The 15,202-nt window shown below is 58.4% G+C and carries 14 protein-coding genes; all 14 read right to left on the reverse strand.

Annotation, left to right across the window (positions count from 1 at the left end; translation table 11 throughout):
• Positions 1-58: 58 nt before the first annotated feature.
• A complete protein-coding gene (locus tag QMK51_RS03715; RefSeq protein ID WP_320393186.1) occupies positions 59-958 on the reverse strand; it encodes a DMT family transporter in 900 nt (299 codons plus the stop codon).
• A gap of 63 nt (positions 959-1,021) precedes the next feature.
• The gene (locus QMK51_RS03720) at positions 1,022-1,645 is read right to left on the reverse strand and encodes a 2OG-Fe(II) oxygenase (RefSeq protein ID WP_258698879.1); all 624 of its coding nucleotides are present in this window, start codon (positions 1,643-1,645) and stop codon (positions 1,022-1,024) included.
• A gap of 3 nt (positions 1,646-1,648) precedes the next feature.
• Positions 1,649-2,887 (reverse strand): hypothetical protein, encoded by a 1,239-nt coding sequence (locus QMK51_RS03725; RefSeq protein ID WP_320393187.1) that lies wholly within the window; start codon positions 2,885-2,887, stop codon positions 1,649-1,651.
• Positions 2,887-3,876, reverse strand: a complete 990-nt coding sequence (locus QMK51_RS03730; protein ID WP_320393188.1) for a hypothetical protein — start codon at positions 3,874-3,876, stop codon at positions 2,887-2,889. Before QMK51_RS03730 ends, QMK51_RS03725 begins: the two co-directional genes overlap by 1 nt.
• Before the next feature lie 214 nt (positions 3,877-4,090).
• Positions 4,091-4,831 (reverse strand): SDR family NAD(P)-dependent oxidoreductase, encoded by a 741-nt coding sequence (locus QMK51_RS03735; protein WP_320393189.1) that lies wholly within the window; start codon positions 4,829-4,831, stop codon positions 4,091-4,093.
• 688 nt (positions 4,832-5,519) lie between these two features.
• The gene (locus QMK51_RS03740) at positions 5,520-6,266 is read right to left on the reverse strand and encodes a helix-turn-helix transcriptional regulator (protein WP_258698899.1); all 747 of its coding nucleotides are present in this window, start codon (positions 6,264-6,266) and stop codon (positions 5,520-5,522) included.
• A gap of 228 nt (positions 6,267-6,494) precedes the next feature.
• Entirely contained in the window at positions 6,495-7,022 is a 528-nt protein-coding gene (ppa, locus tag QMK51_RS03745; protein ID WP_008052339.1) for an inorganic diphosphatase, read from the reverse strand.
• Positions 7,023-7,295: 273 nt separating this feature from the next.
• Entirely contained in the window at positions 7,296-8,108 is an 813-nt protein-coding gene (locus QMK51_RS03750) for a zinc-dependent peptidase (RefSeq protein ID WP_320393190.1), read from the reverse strand.
• A 6-nt stretch (positions 8,109-8,114) separates the two neighbouring features.
• Positions 8,115-8,771: a DedA family protein gene (locus tag QMK51_RS03755; RefSeq protein ID WP_320393191.1), complete on the reverse strand. Its 657-nt coding sequence runs from the start codon at positions 8,769-8,771 to the stop codon at positions 8,115-8,117.
• A 267-nt stretch (positions 8,772-9,038) separates the two neighbouring features.
• Complete coding sequence (locus tag QMK51_RS03760; RefSeq protein ID WP_038981361.1) at positions 9,039-9,500, reverse strand: GNAT family N-acetyltransferase; 462 nt, start codon at positions 9,498-9,500, stop codon at positions 9,039-9,041.
• Between the two features lie 113 nt (positions 9,501-9,613).
• Positions 9,614-10,438: an ethanolamine ammonia-lyase subunit EutC gene (eutC, locus tag QMK51_RS03765; RefSeq protein ID WP_320393192.1), complete on the reverse strand. Its 825-nt coding sequence runs from the start codon at positions 10,436-10,438 to the stop codon at positions 9,614-9,616.
• Positions 10,439-10,446: 8 nt separating this feature from the next.
• On the reverse strand, positions 10,447-11,841 hold the full coding sequence (locus tag QMK51_RS03770; protein ID WP_320393193.1) for an ethanolamine ammonia-lyase subunit EutB: 1,395 nt from the start codon (positions 11,839-11,841) through the stop codon (positions 10,447-10,449).
• Between the two features lie 204 nt (positions 11,842-12,045).
• Positions 12,046-13,416, reverse strand: coding sequence for an ethanolamine permease (eat, locus tag QMK51_RS03775; RefSeq protein WP_320393194.1), 1,371 nt, complete (start codon positions 13,414-13,416; stop codon positions 12,046-12,048).
• A 264-nt stretch (positions 13,417-13,680) separates the two neighbouring features.
• Positions 13,681-15,201, reverse strand: a complete 1,521-nt coding sequence (locus QMK51_RS03780) for an aldehyde dehydrogenase family protein (protein ID WP_258698906.1) — start codon at positions 15,199-15,201, stop codon at positions 13,681-13,683.
• Between the last annotated feature and the right edge of the window lies 1 nt (position 15,202).

Here is a 15,202-nt window from a genome sequence, read left to right on the forward strand (position 1 = left end):
AAACCCCCTCGAGGAACACGTGGATGGAGCGCGCTGGTTGACCCGCGCGCGATCCTGTTCAGATGCGCTTGGACAGCCAGACCAGCACGATGACGATGGCGCAGACGGCCGGGGTCAGCCAGTTCCACGACTCGCCCATCAGGAGGATCGAAAAAGCAAATGTGAAGAACGGTTGCAGCAACTGCAGCTGGCTGATGCGCTGGATGCCACCCAGGGCCAGGGCACGGTTCCATGAGAAGAAACCCAGCAGCGAGTTGATCAGGGCCAGAAACAGCAGGGCGGCGACCCCTTGTCCCGGCAGGTTGGCAATGGTTTGGCTGTCATAGAGCCAGAGGCTGACCGGGAGCAGCACAGGCAGGCTGATGACCAGAGTCCAGCACATGACCTGCCAGCCCGGCAGTTCCTTGGACAGTGCACCGCCCTGGGCGTAGCCAAAACCGGCCAGCAGCACGGCGCCCAGCAGTGCCAGATCGCCGATGTAGATGTCCGAGACATTCGACTTGATGACGGTGTAGGCCATCACGACCAGGAAGCCCAGGCTTGAAACCGCCCAGAACATTTTGGATGGGCGAGTGCCTGTAATGAGCGTACCGAAAATCGCTGTGGACAGCGGCAGTGCAGCGAGTACCACGCCGCCATGGCTGACCGGAACGTATTGCATGCCCAGCGCGGTGAGGATCGGAAAGCCGTAAACGATCCCGGTGGACGTCAGCAACATCCGCTTGATTTGCGAACGATTGGGAATCTTTGCCCGGCCGATAAGCAAGAAAGGAATTGCCGCAAACGCAGCCAACACTGACCGGAAGAACCCGACTTGCAGGGCACTCAGGTCGCCAGCGAGCATTTTTGCCGCCGGCAAGGTCATGGCAAAGGCCGCGACCGAAATGAGTCCCAGGAAATAGGCTTGCAGGTCTTGATTCTTTGTTTCTTGAAAGCTGGCTACGTTGGTTTGCGTCATGAGACGTTTCCTTCTGGTTTCGCCGGTTGAGCGTCCGCCTTGGGGGGCGGACGCACACTCCGATCAGATCTGTTTGTTGTTGAGGTTGGGTTTGTCCAACGGGCTGGTGCTCAGGAAAAACACCAAGGAGGAGCGTGTGCCGCTCTCTACCTTGCGTACGCCGTGGGGAATCTCGCAGCGGTTGATCAGCACGTCGGCGTAGTCTGTTTTAAATTGCGATTCGCGGCCTTCATGCTCGATGAAAAACTCGCCGCCTTCGTATTGCTTGCCGAACTGGATCACCACGGAGTAGCGATATTCCAGGTTGCTGTAGGTATCGATGTGCTTACCGATGAAGTTGCCGGCTTCCAGCAGATTGGACTGGCAGCGACGGATAAAACACTCGGCTTCCATGATGCCGTTGAAGAACTCACGGCTTTTTCCCGAAGAGAGGATCTCCACCACACGTTTGCCGTAAGGATCATTGCGATACACGGGTAACTGGCCTTTTTGATCCTCCATGAAGCGTCCCACCGCGAGAAAGTTTTCTTCGCCTACATCGCCGATTTCGATGATGGTTTTGGGGATGACCTGGCACGCCGCTTCCATGTACTCCAGCTCTTCTTGAGAAAACAGCTGTGAGGCCTTGAGGGAGGCGTAGGCGTTGTTCTGCAGTTCGTGGTTAGCAGCTTGGATCGTCTCTTGCATTGCTCAGACTCCTTGAGAGGTGGACGTTGGGTACAGGCTGTTTGGGTTATTGAGAGAAGCAGGTTCCCGAGGGGTAAACGGCTCGACCACCCCTCGGCACAAATGGTCGCGAATCAGGTACAGGCCCGCCATGAACCCCCAGACTTCGAGGAACGGGCCATAAGGGGAGGGCTGTTGCTCGACGCTGGCGCGATAATTGGCGATATGCCGGTAATGGACGTTGGGGCGACGGTGGTGTGCGTCGTGGTTGGGCAAGTCTTGGGGGTACACATACAAGCGCACCGGCAGATCGTAGAGCGCACACTTCAGCACCCAGGCGGCATGGGCGATGCCCCCGCCTTCTGGCGGTGTGCGGCCCTGGAAACGACCCCAGGTCAGCCGGCCATAGTGGCTTTTCTCGCTGCTCCCGGCGTCCCGGTGGTAGAACCACAGGTGCTCGGTAAACAATTGCAGCCACATGGAGTGCTCAAACAGCACGGCGCGCGGGATCACGTACATCAAGCCAAAGGCTTGCAACCCGCCTGTCGCCCACAGCAGCGTGAGCAATACGCCCCAGAAACCCCAGCGAAACAGTGCTTCACGACGTTCAAGACGAACAAAGCTGTCGAGCAACGTCCCGCGCCATTGGCGCATCAGGTAAACGGGGCGAAAGGGCGTGCAGCAGACCCTCCACCAGTAGACCGGTTCAGGCATCCCCGGGTAGAAACCTTGCTCACGGATGAAACGCTGGTCGGGGTCCGTGTCAGAGCACAACACGTGGATATTGTGGTGTTCGCGTACATGGCTCTGGTTATAGGTGTCCCAGTCCTGGTACAGCAGCGGCGTGGTCAGAAACAGCCTGGCATAGCGCTGTGCGCGGGCCTTGTCCTTGAGCACCGCGCCATGGGTCAAGTAGTGGAAGGTGGCTTGCATGCTACGCAACCGGTTAACCATCAGGACCCAGCCCACCAGCACCAGCAACACCGCCATACCCGTGGAGAAGGCACCCTCCAGAACGGCCTGGCCGAGCAGCACCAGGGCGATCATCACCAACCAGGTGAACAGCAAATGAGCCACCAGAAAGCGCTCACCGCTCTCATTCATTGCGCTCTTTAACGCCTCGGGTGCAAGTGCCTGTCCCTTGCCGGTCAGCCAGGTCCAGAAACCCTGGAAGGGCAGATGGGCATAGCTGGCACGGACATCGCCCTGTGGCCCGTACTGACAGTAGTGAGTGCATTGACCTGCACTTTCACGGGCGCTCATCAGTAAACCCTGGTCAGATAAAGGACAGGAATGGTGCTGTACAGCCAATAGAAGGGTTGCATGCGATTGTGATCCGCACCGATAACAATCGGGTTGCTCCACTGCTGGGCAAACACCTTGCCGATGGCCGCATACTCCGCACCCTGGGCATACAGGATCTGCATCAGCTCTTCGTTGCTACGCTGCTGGTGCCAGGCCTGATAGAGCGGCAGTCGTGCACTGAAGATGGAGGCATAGTCGAGATCATCCTCGACGATGCAGCCGTTGTCCTGATGTGCCAGGCGCTGTTGGGCTTCTGCCGTCAGTGCATGCCAGCAGTCCTCGCCACCGGCGGCTTCGGCGATCATGATCGACTCGGCGCCAGGGCCGAGAACGTCGAGGATCTTCTGCTGGCTGATTCGCAGTTTGTGAGCGAAGCCTTCGCGTGTTTCCTTGAGGCGGTTCAGGGTACTGGCGTCAAACCCTTCAAAATCCCCGGCCGCCACGGCGATCCGTGCATCGATGCCGTGCTTTTGCAGCACTGCTTGCAGGTCAGGCAGGGTCTTGACCACACGTCCGGCCACCAGCCCGATGCCTTCGCCCAAGTGCTCGAAGGTATAGCGCAGGCGGCCATTCTTGTTTTCGTAGCCATAATCAGGGCACACCGGGGAGACCAGGGTAATGGTTTCACCGGCCAGTCCCTTGGCCAGAGCCTGGGCAAAACGCGCGACGAAGTGGGGCGCTGATTGGGCAAATGACAAACGCTCAAAGGCCTGCTCAAGATCCACCACCAACTCGTCCGGCAGTTCTCGCATGGCGGGGTATCGCACTTTCAAGGCCGGGGTCGTGGCGGTGTTGTCGTTGATGGCGCACAGCAACAAGTTCAATAACGAAGGTCGGCTTTGGTTGATGTATGGCTTGTCCAGAATCAAGGTTTTCTTGCCCTGAGTGGAGCGGACCTGCCATTGAAAACCGGGGAATTTAGACTGAATGAAACGATAAAACGGCATGTAACGAGGAAGCCCCGTCTGGCCATCGTCCGAGTGTTGGAACTGGGCATAAACAGCTGACAACTTTGACACTTCGCTTTCAATGCAAAGTGCCTGTACCAAGTCAGCCGGAGGCTGCTGGGAAAGTGAAATAGGTGACAGCACGCGCTTGCTGATCAACTTATGAGTGAGTTTGTTTCTGACATAGTAGTGGGCGAGAGATTGGCTCATGGGATCACCGGTATGAAAGTTCCTGATCAGCAGGCATTAGTTCAATAAGATTAATATTGACGTGGGTGGGCTGATGCAGGGCCCAGAGGATCGAGTTGGCAACATCCATCGGCTCAAGCGGCGTCAGGGTGCTGTACACCCGGTCGGCTCTGGCTTGATCGCCGGCAAATTGAACCAAGGCGAATTCTGAGCGGGTTTTACCAGGTGCGATGTTGGTCAGCCGGACCCGAGCGCCCACCAGTTCGGTGCGCAGGCATTGTCCGAAGTGGTCGACAAAGGCCTTGGACGCGGCATAGACATGGCCGCCGGCATAGTGATAATGAGCGCCAATCGAGGTCAGGTTGATAATGTGCCCGCGTCCACTTTCTATCAGCTTGGGTAATACCGCCCGAGTGACATTGATCAAACCGTGAACATTGGTCTCCAGCATGGTGGATATTTGAGTATCCGAGACTTCCAGTAACGTCCCTTGCCCCTGAAGTAAGCCGGCGCTATTGATGAGTTTGCTGATGGCGGCAAATGCATCGGGGAGTTGTTTCAGCTGTGTGTTGAGTGAGTCGATGTCACGCACATCACAACTCAGGGGATAAAAACGTTCACCCAGTTCGTCGGCCAGTGCATTGAGGCGCTCGGTTCTGCGCCCGATCCCAACTACCTTGTTTCCCTGCTCTATCAACTTTCTGGCGCAGGCCAGACCAATGCCTGATGTCACTCCGGTGACAACCACTGTTTCATCAGTGTTCAATTGAAGCTCCTTTTTTATTGCATTTTTATCGGTACTTGGCGAACTGAGGCGTGGGTGCCTGATGACGAACTGCAGATTAGGGAGCTTGGCGAGGGAAGTACCGGTACGGCGACGGGCATGGGCAACGAACTGTATCGTTGCGCGACCATGACAGTTGGAGGGCCGTTTGTTTCGATAGCGCGCGGGTGTGCGTGCGCGCACAGATCGATGCCTGTGAGAAAGGCCTCACCAGGGGAAAAGGTCAGGAGAGTGGTGGGGGGAGGATTATTCCGGGCATTAAAAAGCCGGCTTGTGGCCGGCTTCTCGGGGACTGACTTGGTTCATTTTTGGTAAGCCGCGCCAGCCTTCAAAACGTACACCCGAATCTTGCGTTCGGCTGTGGGACTTGGCGAGAAAGTCATCTGCCTTGTCGGTGCGATCTGAGCCTTAAGAAGGGTCGATGCGCAAATGTGGGGCGCAGCATACTGATTTTTTGGGGCAATTCCCAGCTTGGCGTGTGGGATAGAGCTTTGCGGGGATGATTTTGTGTGGCTGCGCGGACTCTGTGGCGAGGGGGCTTGCCCCCGTTGGGGCGCGGAGCGTCCCTGAAGTGGGTTATCCAGAAGCACCGCATGTTCAGGTTTTACGACTGCTGCGCAGTCGAACGGGGGCAAGCCCCCTCGCCACATTGGATCGCGGGGTTGCGTATTTACAGGAACGGTACGGACGGTCTGCGTTTGTTCAGCGTGGACCACCAGAACACCCACCCCAATACCCTGATGTTCTGCTTATCAATCTGCTCGGCACTGAAGATCTCATCCGGATACTCGGCCCTGTTGTAACTGCGCAATCGCAGCGCATTCCCCGGCATCCGATGCAGGTATTTGATCCGTAACATTCCGTCATGCTCGATCGCATAAATCTCCCCATCGACAATCTGCGTAAGCCCGCGATCAATGGCGAGGGTGGAGCCGTCTTCAATCTTCTCGGCCATGCTGTTACCGATCATGTAGGTACAAATAGCGTCGGCGTGATTGATTTCCAGGAAATCGAGGTGGCTGCGGGGCAGACGGATGGATTGGCCAGGGTCTTTGACGACATGGGTTTTGTTGGAGCCCGGGGCGGTGGCTGTTTCTTTATAGAACGGCAGTTCGACGTCGATGGGTTCGATGACCGTGTAGACACCGCGGATGGCTTGGGCGTCGAAGGTGTTGCCGGACTCGTCGAGCACGCGCAGGCGCGTGGACTCTTTCGGGCCTTCGCCGGTTTTGAGCCATTCGCTGTTTACAGACAGTAGTCGGGCGACCTCTTCCATGCGGTAGGCGGGCACACCACGGGTGTACCAGTTATGGATATTTTGCGCTTCCGTGTCGAAGAAAGCGGCAAATCCTGTTGTCCTGATGTTCGCTGCTTCGAGGAGCGCTTTAAACCGGGGGCCGCTAGTGTTCTTTTTCATAAACACGAGTTTACTGGCGTGGGTTGGGGGTTTGAATAAACGACCCGTTCAAATTTAGAGGGAAATTTAAGACTTGATGTAAGACGCTTTTAGTGGAAATTAAACAAGAAAAACCAAATCCAGGAAGTGTTAAACGTTCCGTTTAGTGGTGGGCCAAGCGCTCACAAAAAACCCCGGATCAACCGGGGTTCTTCTTGACGCTTGCAGCTAGAAGCTTATCGCTGCTTCTCAGCCTTTGTAGGCAGCAACCGACTTGGTGATCGCGTCGCGGGCGGCGTCTGCACCGGCCCAGCCTTCGATCTTCACCCATTTGCCTTTTTCGAGATCTTTGTAGTTCGCGAAGAAGTGCTCGATCTGCTGGATCAGCAGAGGTGGCAGGTCGGTGTATTCCTTCACGTCGACGTACAGCTGGGACAGCTTGTCGTGTGGGACTGCGATGACTTTGGCATCGCCGCCGCCGTCGTCGGTCATGTTCAGGATGCCGACTGGGCGTGCGCGGATCACCGAACCTGGAGCAACCGGGTAAGGGGTCACGACCAGCACGTCGAGGGGGTCACCGTCGTCAGCCAAGGTGTTCGGGATGTAACCGTAGTTGGCCGGGTAGAACATTGGGGTGGCCATGAAACGGTCAACGAACAGGCAATCGCTGTCTTTATCGATTTCGTATTTGATCGGCGCGTGGTTGGCCGGGATCTCGATCGCGACGTAGATGTCGTTCGGCAGGTCTTTGCCAGCCGGAATCTTGCTGTAGCTCATTGGGCGGTGCCCCCGTTAGTTGACCAAAAACACTTGGCCGGATTGACCAAAAAGTGGCGGCGATTATAGGCATATTCCGCCACCGTTGCTATGTACCAGAGGTCGTGTAGACCCAGGTGCCCAGCCTCACAGATACTGTCGCTTTTTGACGGCGTCCGTTGTGGCCATGCTGCGTTGCCGCTCCTCGCCATAGCCAGCTATGACTCGTCGCGGCGCCTTGCCTGACCACAACGGCCACTCGTCAAAAAAGCAACGTATCTGTGAGGCTGGGCACTAGTCGTGAGCTTGATAGACCGGGTTCTCGGCCAGAAGTTGCCGCAGACGCGCCAGTGGATCCTGTCGGTAAAACAGCCTCAACTGCTCATACACCTGAGGATAAGCCTCATGCAGCAAATCCGGGGCGCTGAAGAAGTATTCGCTGGTGACCGCGAAGAACTCGGCGGGGTTTTCCGCCGCGTACGGGTCGATGGCGGTTTCAGCGTCCGGGTTGCGCTCCAGTTGCCGGTCGAGGTCGTCATAGGCTTCTTGCATGACCCTGGCCCAGTCACTGACGCGCATGTCGGCGTGCAGCGGTGGCAGGCCATTGGCGTCGCCGTTGAGCATGTCGAGTTTGTGCGCCAGTTCGTGGATCACCAGGTTGTAGCCTTCCCAGCCCCCGCTGGCCATCACGCCGGGCCAGGCGAGGATGATCGGGCCTTGCTGCCAGGCTTCACCGCTGTGTTCGCCGTCCCATTCATGTTCGACGCCACTGGCATCGCGATGGCGCTGTGGGCTGAGGAAGTCGTCGGGGTAGAGGATGATTTCGTGAAAGCCCTGATACCAGTTCAGGTCGCCCAAATGCATGAGCGGCAATTGAGCCTGGGCGGCGAGCAGCAGGCGTTGCTCTTGATGGAGCTCGACGCCGGGCAGGGCGGTCAGGTGTTTGTCCTGCAGGAACAGTACGCTGGCTTCACGCAGCCACTGGTCTTGCGCAGCGCTGAGACCATCGAGAAAACTCAGGTGATGGCGCACCCGTTGCCACATGTCGTCGGCAATCGGATGCCTGGCCAGGGTGCGCCGGCGTCGCCAGGCGCTAAGGGACCACATCGTGAGTCAGCGGGGTTCGGCTTTGGATGCGGCATTAGCGAGGCGGCTGCGGATCACGCCGATGATCATCGGTAGCAGCGACACCAGGATGATACCCACCACCAGCAGCGACAGGTTTTTCTTGATGAACGGTACGTTGCCGAAGAAGTAACCGAGGGTCACCAGGCCACCCACCCAGAGGATGGTGCCTAAAACGCTGAAGGCAAAGAAACGCGGGTAAGGCATTTTGCCCACGCCGGCGACGAATGGGGCAAAGGTGCGGATGATCGGCATGAAGCGCGCCAGGGTCACGGTTTTGCCGCCGTGCCTGTCGTAGAAATCGTGGGTTTGTTGCAGGTAGTCGCGGCGGAAGATTTTCGAGTTCGGGTTGCTGAACAGCCGTTCGCCGACGGTGCGGCCGATCACGTAGTTGGTGCTGTCGCCGAGGATCGCCGCCAGCATCAGCAGGCCGCCCAGCAGCACCGGGTCCATGCCGCCACCGGCCGCTACGGCGCCCGCGATGAACAGCAGGGAATCACCCGGCAGGAACGGCATCACCACCAAACCGGTTTCGCAGAAAATCACCAGAAACAGGATGGCGTAAATCCATGCTCCGTAGTTGCTCACCAGCATCTCGAGGTAAACATCGAGATGCAGGATAACGTCGATTGGGTTGAAATCCATGGAAAGCACCTGTGGTGATGGCCCGACTCAGCAGGCCTGTGCGGATGGCTTCGCGTAAGACTACAGCTAAGTGTGATTTTTCTTACGAGCCGGAAAGAATTGGCATTATACGGGGTGAAAAGTGAAAAACGCGTCGAGTTTGTAGCGAGGGATGTCGATGGGTTGCGGAGTTTGCGGGACAAGATCGCAGCCTTCGGCAGCTCCTACAGGGTCGAGGTCGCCCCGGTCAATGTAGGAGCTGCCGAAGGCTGCGATCTTTTTGGGATCTTAAATCCCGTCACTGATCGGCAACACGTAGTTCTTGAACTCGGTGTCTTCCTTGAACCCGATGGATTCGTAGGTTTTCTGCGCCACATCGTTATTGCTGCTGGTGGAAACGCGCATGCGCACGGCATTGGTTTCCTTGGCCATTTTTTTCGCGGTGCGGATCAGGTTGTCGGCCACCAACTGGCGGCGGGCGTCTTCGGCGACGTAGATGTCGTTGAGGATCCACACGCGTTTAAGCGAAAGAGACGAAAAGCTCGGGTACAACTGACAGAAACCCATCAGTTTGTTGTTGTCGTCATCGGCCAGGGCCAGGTAGATCACCGACTCCTTGCGCCGCAGGCGTTTCTCGAGGAATGCCCGGGACGAGTCCGGATACGGCAGGGAGCCATAAAACTCGCGATATTTGACGAACAACGGGGTCAGCAGGTCCAGGTGTTCGAGGGTCGCTTGAATAATCCGCATGGTAGGTCTCGTCTTCAAGTGGCTGTCTTACATGGTGACGGCGATGGGAAACCCTTGGCGGCCGTGCATCGATCCTGCCTGAAACCTGAATAGAAACGCAATGCGGAAACGGTTCAGGCTTCCGACGGGCGGAGTAGGAAATTACCCTTCATGTCCGCCCCGGTGTCCGACTCCAGCGTCTGAACCTGGGCTTCGTCCTTCAGACTGACCCCCGATAACTGCCGCCGACAGGCTTCGCGCATCAGATACAGCAAACGGTGTGCCGCCATGCCGTAACTCAAGCCTTCAAGCCGGACATTGGAGATGCAGTTGCGATAGGCGTCCGTCAGTCCGACCTTGGGATTATAGGTGAAATACAACCCCAGGCTGTCTGGCGAACTTAATCCTGGGCGTTCGCCGATCAGTATGACCACCATTTTCGCACCCAACAGCTCGCCAATCTCGTCGGCCACCGCAACCCGGCCCTGTTCCACCAGAATCACCGGTGACAGGGACCAGCCCTCAGCGGCTGTCTGTTCTTCCATGCGCGCCAGAAACGGCAAAGTGTGGCGATGAACGGCCAGCGCCGAGAGACCATCGGCCACCACGACAGCCAGATCTACGCCGCCAGGATGGGCTTGCGCGTAATCGCGCAGGGTCTGCGCCGACTCATCACTCAACTTGCGCCCCAAATCGGGGCGCTGCAAATAACTGTTCCGGTCCGTGGCGGCGCTGTGCAGCAGCAAGCTCTCACGTCCACGTTCGGCCAGTTGCGAACTGAGCCCCGGGTGGTCGAATGGCAGATGCACCGCATCCCGGGCCTGTGCATGGGCGTACTGGAAGTCCAGCTGCGCGCTGGTCGGCATGCTGGTGCCTGTACGACCGAGGGCAATACGTGCCGGCGTCAGGCGACGCAGTTCCAGCAATGGGTTTTGCGGATCGACGGGTGGTTTATCCATATCAACACTCATCCCAGTTGCGCCAATGCCTGGCGGAAGGCCGCTGGCAGGCTGTTGCCGAAGTGAATTTTGCCGTCTGCCTGGGTGAAGATGCCCATGTTCGCCAGCCACTGTTCAAACTCCGGCGCCGGTTTCAGGCCCAGGGTTTGCCGGGCGTAGAGGGCGTCGTGGAACGAGGTGGTCTGGTAGTTGAGCATGATGTCGTCGGAGCCGGGGATGCCCATGATGAAGTTGATCCCGGCCACACCCAGCAAGGTCAGCAGGGTGTCCATGTCGTCCTGATCGGCTTCGGCGTGATTGGTGTAACAGATGTCGCAACCCATGGGCACGCCCAGAAGCTTGCCGCAGAAGTGATCTTCGAGACCGGCGCGGATGATCTGTTTGCCGTTATAGAGGTATTCCGGGCCGATGAAGCCTACGACGGTGTTTACCAGAAACGGCTTGAAATGACGCGCCACGGCGTAGGCGCGGGTTTCGCAAGTCTGTTGATCGACGCCGTGGTGGGCGTTGGCCGACAAGGCGCTGCCCTGACCGGTCTCGAAATACATCAGGTTCTGGCCCAGCGTGCCGCGGTTCAGGCTCAAGCCCGCGTCATAGCCTTCCTGCAAGACGTTGAGGTTGATACCGAAACTGGCATTCGCCGCTTCGGTGCCGGCAATCGACTGGAACACCAGGTCCAGCGGAACACCTCGATTTATCGCCTCGATGGACGTAGTGACGTGGGTCAGCACGCAGGCCTGCGTAGGAATTTCGTAGCGCTGGATGATCGCATCGAGCATTTCCAGCATGGCGCAGATCGACGCGATGCTGTCGGTGGCCGGGTTGATGCCGATCATCGCGTCACCGTTACCGTACAGCAGGCCGTCGAGAATGCTCGCGGCGATACCGGCCGGTTCGTCGGTGGGGTGGTTGGGTTGCAGGCGTGTCGAGAGCCGGCCGCGCAGGCCCAGCGTGCCGCGGAATTTCGTGACCACGCGGATTTTCTGCGCCACCAGCACCAGATCCTGCACGCGCATGATCTTTGACACGGCGGCGACCATTTCCGGGATCAGGCCCGGAGCGAGGGCGCGCAGGCTCTGTTCGTCGGCGGCGTCGCTGAGCAGCCAGTCGCGGAAACCACCGACGGTGAGGTGGCTGACAACCGCGAAAGCCTGTTTGTCGTGAGTGTCGATGATCAGCCGGGTAACTTCATCGGCCTCATAAGGAATCAGCACTTCCTGCAGGAAATGAGTCAGCGGGATATCAGCCAGGGCCATCTGCGCGGCCACTCGCTCGCCATCATTGAGGGCGGCAACACCGGCCAGAAAGTCCCCTGAGCGCGCCGGGCTGGCTTTGGCCATGACGTCCTTGAGGCTGTCGAAGCGGTAGGTCTGGGCGCCGACGGTATGGGCAAATACGGCCATGGGACGGTGTCCTCCTGATTCAATAAATAACCCGAATGCACCGCCGAACCCTGTGGGAGCGAGCCTGCTCGCGATTGCAGTGTGTCATTCGACACATGTTTTGGATGTCAGACCGCAAATCGCGAGCAGGCTCGCTCCCACATAGGGAACTGCACTGCACTTCAATATGGCAGGCGCCGGGAATCAGCCCGGCGCCGGTGCAACTCAGACGCCTTCGAGCATCGCATCCGCTGGCGCGTCGGAACGCTGCTTGGCGGTCAGTTGGAAATACAGGTAACCGGCCACCATGAACCCAAGGAACACACACCCGATCAAGGTGTTGAACCACGCCATCGCCACCAGGCACACCACCGCCAGAAACAGCGCGATCCCCGGTACGATCGGGTAGCCCGGCGCGCGGAAGGTGCGTTCCAGGTTCGGCTCGGTTTTACGCAATTTGAACAGGCTCAGCATACTGATGATGTACATCACGATGGCACCGAATACCGACATGGTGATCATCGCAGCCGTCAGCGTCATGCCCTGCAGGTTGACCAGACCGTCGCTGTAGATCGCCGCGATGCCGATCACGCCGCCCGCCAGAATCGCCCGGTGCGGCGTCTGGAAGCGCGAAAGTTTGGCCAGCCCTTTGGGCAGATAACCGGCGCGAGCCAGGGCGAAGAACTGTCGCGAGTAGCCGAGAATGATCCCGTGGAAACTCGCTACCAGGCCGAACAGGCCGATCCAGACCAGCATGTGCATCCAGCTCGAATTGTTGCCGACCACGGCTTTCATCGCCTGAGGCAGCGGGTCGTTGATGTTCGACAGTTGGCGCCAGTCGCCGACACCGCCCGCCATCACCATGACGCCGATAGCGAGGAACACCAGGGTCAGAATACCGCTGACATAAGCCTTGGGAATCGTGCGTTTCGGGTCCTTGGCTTCTTCGGCGGCCATGGCTGCGCCTTCAATGGCGAGGAAAAACCAGATCGCGAAAGGTATCGCCGCAAAGATGCCGGGGATTGAGGCCATGGTGAATTCGTTGGATCCCGACCAGCCATTGAGCACGAAATTGCTGAAGCTGAAGCCCGGTGCGACCACGCCCATGAAGACCAGCAATTCGGCGACGGCGAGCACGGTGACCACCAATTCGAAGGTGGCCGCGATGCTGACGCCGAGGATATTCAGGCCCATGAACACGAAATAGGCGCCAACAGCGGCGATCTTCGGGTCCAGTTCCGGGTATTGCACATTGAGATAGGCGCCGATGGCCATCGCAATGGCCGGAGGCGCAAAAACGAATTCGATCAGGGTAGCAATGCCGGCGATCAGCCCGCCTTTTTCACCGAAGGCCCGACGGCTATAGGCAAACGGCCCGCCAGCGTGGGGAATGGCGGTGGTCAATTCGGTGAAGCTGAAGATAAAACAGGTGTACATCGTCGCCACCATCAACGCGGTGACGAGAAAACCCAGGGTGCCTGCGGTGCCCCAGCCGTAACTCCAGCCGAAGTACTCGCCGGAAATCACCAGGCCGACGGCGATGCCCCATAGATGCAGGGTGCCGAGTGTGGGTTTGAGCTGTGTAGTAGAAGTCATAAGTCCTCTCTGTCTTTTTTATTGTTTGATCTGTTGGACTTTCGGGTATGGCGTTTTCGTGTAATGCGGGCACGCAAAGCCCGTGCCAGAGCAGCAGGGCGATGATTGATGTGTCATGGAGGACGTCTTCGCGAGCAGGCTCGCTCCCACAGGGTTAGGTGGCAAATCCACTTTTGGGGGCTGACCCAAATCCAATGTGGGAGCGAGCCTGCTCGCGATAGCTGTTTGAAGGGCAATACAGAACTACCTGTATCGCCCCGGTTTTTAGAAGAAGCCCAACGGATTGATGTCGTAGCTCACCAGCAGGTTTTTGGTCTGCTGATAGTGATCGAGCATCATTTTGTGGGTTTCACGCCCGACGCCGGACTTCTTGTAACCGCCAAACGCGGCGTGCGCCGGGTACAGGTGGTAGCAGTTGGTCCACACGCGACCAGCCTTGATGGCACGGCCCATGCGGTAGGCGCGGTTGATGTCGCGGGTCCAGAGGCCGGCACCCAGGCCGAACTCGGTGTCGTTGGCGATGGCCAGGGCTTCGGCTTCGTCCTTGAAGGTGGTGATGCTCACCACCGGGCCAAAGATTTCTTCCTGGAACACGCGCATTTTGTTGGTGCCCTTGAGCAGGGTCGGCTGGATGTAATACCCGGTCGCCAGGCTGCCCTCGAGTTTTTCTACCTTGCCGCCGGTCAGCAGCTCGGCGCCTTCGCCCTTGGCGATTTCCAGGTACGAAAGAATTTTGTCGAATTGCTGCTCGGACGCCTGGGCGCCGACCATGGTGTCGGTGTCCAGCGGGTCGCCACGTTTGATCTGCAGGACTTTATTCATGACCACTTTCATGAACTCGTCGTAGATCGATTCCTGCACCAGGGCGCGGGACGGGCAGGTGCAGACTTCACCCTGGTTGAAGAACGCCAGTACCAGGCCTTCGGCGGCTTTCTCGATGAACGTCGGCTCGGCTTGCATGATGTCTTCGAAGAAGATGTTCGGCGACTTGCCACCCAGCTCCACGGTGGACGGAATGATGTTTTCGGCGGCGCATTTCATGATGTGCGAGCCGACCGGGGTCGAGCCGGTGAAGGCGATCTTGGCGATGCGCTTGCTGGTGGCCAGGGCTTCTCCGGCTTCTTTGCCGAACCCTTGCACCACGTTGAGTACGCCGGGTGGCAGCAGGTCGCCGATCAGCTCCATGAGCACGGTAATGCCCAGCGGGGTTTGCTCGGCCGGTTTAAGGACCACGCAGTTACCGGCGGCCAGGGCCGGAGCGAGTTTCCAGGCGGCCATCAGAATCGGGAAGTTCCACGGGATGATCTGCCCGACCACGCCCAGCGGTTCATGGATGTGATAGGCCACGGTGTTGCCATCGATCTCGGCGGCGCTGCCTTCCTGGGCGCGGATGCAACCGGCGAAGTAACGGAAGTGGTCGGCGGCCAATGGAATGTCGGCATTGAGGGTTTCGCGCACGGCCTTGCCGTTGTCCCAGGATTCGGTGATTGCCAGCAGTTCCAGGTTCTGTTCGATGCGATCGGCGATTTTCAGCAGCACCAGCGAGCGTGCCTGGGCGGACGTGGCGCCCCAGGCGTCGGCGGCGGCATGGGCAGCGTCCAGGGCCTTTTCGATGTCTTCGGCCGTGGAGCGCGGGAATTCGGCAATAGGTTGGCCGTTGACCGGCGATGTATTGGTGAAGTACTGACCTTTGACAGGCGCGACGAACTCGCCGCCGATGTAGTTACCGTATTTGCTCTTGAACGAAACGATAGCGCCTTCAGTACCGGGGTGAGCGTAACGCATG

Origin of the sequence: Pseudomonas sp. P9_31, from assembly GCF_034008235.1 — a bacterium.
GTDB lineage: Bacteria > Pseudomonadota > Gammaproteobacteria > Pseudomonadales > Pseudomonadaceae > Aquipseudomonas.

Excerpts from the sequence above, each read along its gene's own strand:
- ppa (WP_008052339.1), bottom strand. The coding sequence starts at position 7,022 with ATGAGCTACAGCAAGATTCCGGCTGGCAAAGACCTGCCGAACGACATC.
- QMK51_RS03750 (WP_320393190.1), bottom strand. The coding sequence starts at position 8,108 with ATGTGGTCCCTTAGCGCCTGGCGACGCCGGCGCACCCTGGCCAGGCAT.
- QMK51_RS03725 (WP_320393187.1), bottom strand. The coding sequence starts at position 2,887 with ATGAGCGCCCGTGAAAGTGCAGGTCAATGCACTCACTACTGTCAGTAC.
- QMK51_RS03780 (WP_258698906.1), bottom strand. The coding sequence starts at position 15,201 with ATGCGTTACGCTCACCCCGGTACTGAAGGCGCTATCGTTTCGTTCAAG.
- eutC (WP_320393192.1), bottom strand. The coding sequence starts at position 10,438 with ATGGATAAACCACCCGTCGATCCGCAAAACCCATTGCTGGAACTGCGT.
- QMK51_RS03715 (WP_320393186.1), bottom strand. The coding sequence starts at position 958 with ATGACGCAAACCAACGTAGCCAGCTTTCAAGAAACAAAGAATCAAGAC.
- QMK51_RS03730 (WP_320393188.1), bottom strand. The coding sequence starts at position 3,876 with ATGCCGTTTTATCGTTTCATTCAGTCTAAATTCCCCGGTTTTCAATGG.
- QMK51_RS03770 (WP_320393193.1), bottom strand. The coding sequence starts at position 11,841 with ATGGCCGTATTTGCCCATACCGTCGGCGCCCAGACCTACCGCTTCGAC.
- QMK51_RS03740 (WP_258698899.1), bottom strand. The coding sequence starts at position 6,266 with ATGAAAAAGAACACTAGCGGCCCCCGGTTTAAAGCGCTCCTCGAAGCA.
- QMK51_RS03720 (WP_258698879.1), bottom strand. The coding sequence starts at position 1,645 with ATGCAAGAGACGATCCAAGCTGCTAACCACGAACTGCAGAACAACGCC.
- QMK51_RS03755 (WP_320393191.1), bottom strand. The coding sequence starts at position 8,771 with ATGGATTTCAACCCAATCGACGTTATCCTGCATCTCGATGTTTACCTC.
- QMK51_RS03760 (WP_038981361.1), bottom strand. The coding sequence starts at position 9,500 with ATGCGGATTATTCAAGCGACCCTCGAACACCTGGACCTGCTGACCCCG.
- eat (WP_320393194.1), bottom strand. The coding sequence starts at position 13,416 with ATGACTTCTACTACACAGCTCAAACCCACACTCGGCACCCTGCATCTA.